The organism is Halolamina salina, assembly GCF_042678005.1.
Classification (GTDB): domain Archaea; phylum Halobacteriota; class Halobacteria; order Halobacteriales; family Haloferacaceae; genus Halolamina; species Halolamina salina.
This window is the reverse complement of the sequence record NZ_JBHUDH010000195.1, coordinates 1-3617: the sequence shown is the minus strand read 5'-3', so window position 1 is coordinate 3617 and position 3617 is coordinate 1. Positions and strand designations below refer to the sequence as shown.

The 3617-nt window shown below is 70.2% G+C and carries 5 protein-coding genes; 2 read left to right on the top strand and 3 right to left on the bottom strand.

The features are described from left to right. On the bottom strand, positions 1-138 hold a 138-nt coding region (locus ACFR9S_RS14290; RefSeq protein WP_379818923.1), incomplete at its 3' end, for a CDP-archaeol synthase. Positions 139-379: 241 nt separating this feature from the next. Between ACFR9S_RS14290 and ACFR9S_RS14285 the strand changes: the two genes are divergently transcribed. Further along, positions 380-769 (top strand): prefoldin subunit beta, encoded by a 390-nt coding sequence (locus ACFR9S_RS14285; RefSeq protein ID WP_379731819.1) that lies wholly within the window; start codon positions 380-382, stop codon positions 767-769. Further along, the gene (locus ACFR9S_RS14280) at positions 770-1018 is read left to right on the top strand and encodes a DUF3194 domain-containing protein (RefSeq protein WP_379731818.1); all 249 of its coding nucleotides are present in this window, start codon (positions 770-772) and stop codon (positions 1016-1018) included. It begins immediately after the preceding gene. Positions 1019-1236: 218 nt separating this feature from the next. Here the strand turns inward: ACFR9S_RS14280 and ACFR9S_RS14275 are convergent, their stop codons facing one another. Together ACFR9S_RS14275 and ACFR9S_RS14270 are read right to left on the bottom strand one after the other, a co-directional pair. Next, positions 1237-3141 carry a DUF2070 family protein gene (locus ACFR9S_RS14275; RefSeq protein ID WP_379818922.1) on the bottom strand — a complete coding sequence of 635 codons (1905 nt, stop codon included), beginning with the start codon at positions 3139-3141 and terminating at the stop codon, positions 1237-1239. A gap of 69 nt (positions 3142-3210) precedes the next feature. Then, positions 3211-3617, bottom strand: a 407-nt coding sequence (locus ACFR9S_RS14270) for a glutamine amidotransferase-related protein (protein ID WP_379818921.1), incomplete at its 5' end; no start/stop codon positions are given.

Below are 3617 nucleotides of genomic sequence, written 5' to 3'. Positions count from 1 at the left end.
CCCGTCGCCGAGCAGGCGGGCGCCGCCGAGGGTCCGGCCGCCGTCGATCGGTCGGCCGCCGCCCGCGAGCACGGCCGCGTTGTTCGGGACGTACGCCGGGAGCATCGCCCAGAGCGCGTCGGCGATCAGTTCGAGCATGGGCGGATCGACGGCGGGGGAGGCCGTAAGTCCGGTGGGTCAGCCCGGCACGGTAAGGCGGGCTGGACGTGGGTCTACTCGGCACGGTGAGGCGGGCTGGACGTTGGTCAGTCCAGCATGGTGAACGAGGTGAACCGATGCAACACGGCGAGGAACGCCGGCGGAGGAGTGGTGAGCCGCCGCGAACCTGCGCCAGGCCTAAATACGGGGCTTTTTCAGGCCGAAGGACCTCGTTCGAGCTATGCAGGGTAGTCTGCCGCCCGAGGCACAAGAGAAGATCGAGGAGCTACAGGACCTTCAGGAGACCACCGAGCAGCTCGCGGCCCAGAAGACGCAGGCCGAGACCTCGCTCAACGAGGCCCAGACCGCGCTGGAGGCGCTCGACGACATCGACGAGGACACGACGATGTACCGAGAGATCGGCGAGCTCCTCGTCCACACCGACTACGAGAGCGCCAAGGACGACCTCGAGGAGAAGGTCGACAGCCTCGAAGTGCGCGTCGACCAGCTCGAGAAGCGCGAGCAGAAGACCCAGGAGCAGTTCGAGGAGCTTCAGGAAGAGCTCCAGCAGCTCCTGCAGGGCGGCGACGGCGGCCCGATGGGTCCCGGCGGCCCCGGCGCCGGCGCGTAGATGAGCGAGGCGGACCCGACCGACGAGGAGGTCGTCGAAACCGCCAGCGCGGCCGCAGAGGGCGTCGTGCTGGACCGCTACAAGCAGTCCGAGCTGACCGACCTCGACGTGACGGTCACGTTCGAGGACGGCGTGCTCGACGTGGACGTGTACGTTAATCCGCCCGAGGACGCCGAGCCCGACGCCGAGACCGTCGCCGACGAGGCGGCGCTCGCGGCGCAGGACGCGGTCGACGAGCTTTTCGACTGACGGGGGATCTCCCCCCGCGACGCTCACTGTCCACCAGCGCCCCGCTCGGGGTGAGCGCTTTCTACGTGACTCGTGACGGGTAGGTGCAGTAGCGCGAAGACGGTCGTCCGATCACTGCTTCGAACGGATTCGGACCACCACGACGGCGGGAGTCGGTCGGTAGCGGCGAGACGCGGGCGCGGAGTCGGGAGTTGCCGGCGGCCGACCGTGGAACCGCGCTACGCCACGAAGAACAGCAGGACGCTGATCGCGACCACCGCGAGGATGACCGCGACCGCGAACGCCCCGCCCAGCGAGACCACCGCGTTGGCGTGGGACGCCAGCGTCTCGGTGCGGTCGTTGCCGAACACCGTCACCTCCTCGCGTTCGGTCGCCATCCCCGCCTCGACGGGCTCGATGTCCGCGCGGGCGGCCTCGACGAGGTCGGACACGACCTCGATGAACGCGCTGTGGTCGATCTCGGCGCCGACCTGATTGTCGGCCTCGACGGTGTTGACGATGTGGGTGTCGGTGGTCATCACCTCCGCGGCGCCGACGGTCTCCAGCAGTTCCTCGCGGGTTCGGTCCCGGAGCCACGGCTCCATGTTGTTGCCGTCGACGAGCACGTACGCCGTCTCCTGCCCGTCGACTGCCGTCACCGCGACCCGGATGCCAAGCGGGCCGATCCCCTCCTGTGGCTCCCAGTCGGTCTCGTCCCACGCCGTCCCCAGCGAGAGCGACGCCTCGGGCGCGTCGCCGAGCCGGGCGCCCGCCTGCTCGGCGGCGTTGATCATGTCGAACGAGCGGGGGCTGCCGGGGGTGACGTGGCCCAGATCCGGGCCGTCCAGCCCGTTGTTGCAGTTGTGGGCGTCGACGAGCAACACGTCGTCGAGGCCGTTGGTCCGGGCGCCCTCCCTCGCGGTGAGGCCGACGCCGTACTCCACGTCGTCGGCGAAGTCGGGGGAGAACGTGTTCACGAGCAGGCCGTCGCCGCCGAACGCCTGTCCGAGCAGCTTGGCGTCGCCGGCGACGGTGCGGGCGCTCCGGGTGGCCTCGTCGTCGTACTCGATGCGGCGGTGGGCGCGGTCGGCGGCGTCGATCAGCCGGTCGACCTCGCGCTCGGTGACGAGGTTGAAGTCGTGGCCGGCGGTGGCGTGTGGCGGGAACGCCAGCCCCTCGGCGGTCTCGGCGACGCGCTCGGGGAGGTTCCCGCCGCCGATCTCGCCCATCGGCCCGGGGTGGATCATCGGCAGCACGAACCGCGCCTTCTCCGTGCCGTCGGGGCGGCGGAACGCGAGCACCGTAACCGGGACGATCGCCTCCTCCCCGAGCTGTTCGAAGAAGTCCTCCAGCTCCCGGGTGCCCTCGGCGACGTGGCCGATGAACCCCCGGAGGAAGTCGAGCATCGAGACGCCCATCGAGCGCCGCCACGGCTGGTCGACCGCGACGAGGAACACCCAGACTGCGACGGCGTAGATCACACAGAGCACGTTCAGCAGGAGGAACTGCTGGGGCGAGAGCGTCGTCAGCACGCCCGGCGCCTCGGCGGACTCGTGGAGGAACGGCGTGAGGAACGCCTCCATTGCCGAGCCGCCGTCGGCCAGATACCGGATCGTGCCGCTGTAGACGAACAGCAGCGCGGCCGCGGCCACGGTCTGGATGCTGGCGGGGAGCACCGCCACCGGTAGCGAGGTGCGCGACACCGCCATCACCACCAGCAGGCGGAGCGCGAACACCGACGCCAGCGCGAACATCAGCGCGTCGAAGACGAACGTCTGGTCGAGTTCGGGCACGAGATACGCGGCCAGAGCAGCGGCGCTCACCACCGCGACGATCAGGAGCTCACAGATCAGCGCGAGCAGCGACGCGCGGTTGTACGTCAGGCGCCCGCCCGTGTAGCGGTCGACCCAGGGCGTGACGAAGCCGGCGACGACCGTCGGGACGCCGATGAAGAAGATCCCCTCCCACGCGTCCTGCCCGACGAAGAGGATGCCGCGGAACACCGCGTCGGCCTCGCCGCTGTCGAAGGCGCCGATACCCGCGACGGCGGCCACCAGTAGGGCGAAAGCGAGACTGGTGTACCAGTTCGGGGCCCGGAAGATGAACCGCGAGAGCCCCGCGAGGTTGCTCTGGGACGCCGTCATCGGTACTGGCTGTGACCCGGACGGCCTAAAACCCGTGACTTTCCGTCCCCGGTGGGGGGCCGCCGCCGGCTACCAGTTCTCGCAGATCGTCTCGAACGCCTCGAACACCGCCTCGCCCTCCGCGGTGTGGGCGACCTCGGGATGCCACTGGACGCCGTAGAACCCCCGGGCGGGGTCGCTCATCGCCTCGACCTCGCAGACGTCGCTCCGGGCGGTGCGCTCGAACCCCTCGGGCACCTCGTCGACCTCGTCGGCGTGGCTGGCCCACACCCGCGTTTCGGGCGCGAGGTCGCCGATCAGCGGGTCCTCGTCGTCGAGGACCTCGACGGTCACGTCGGCGTAGCCGCCGTACTCGCCGCTGTGGGTGCTGCCGCCCAACTCCTCGGCCATGAACTGCATCCCGAGACAGATGCCCAGCACGGGCACGTCGAGGTCGAGGTAGTCGGCACAGCGCCCGACGCGGTCCATCGAGGGGC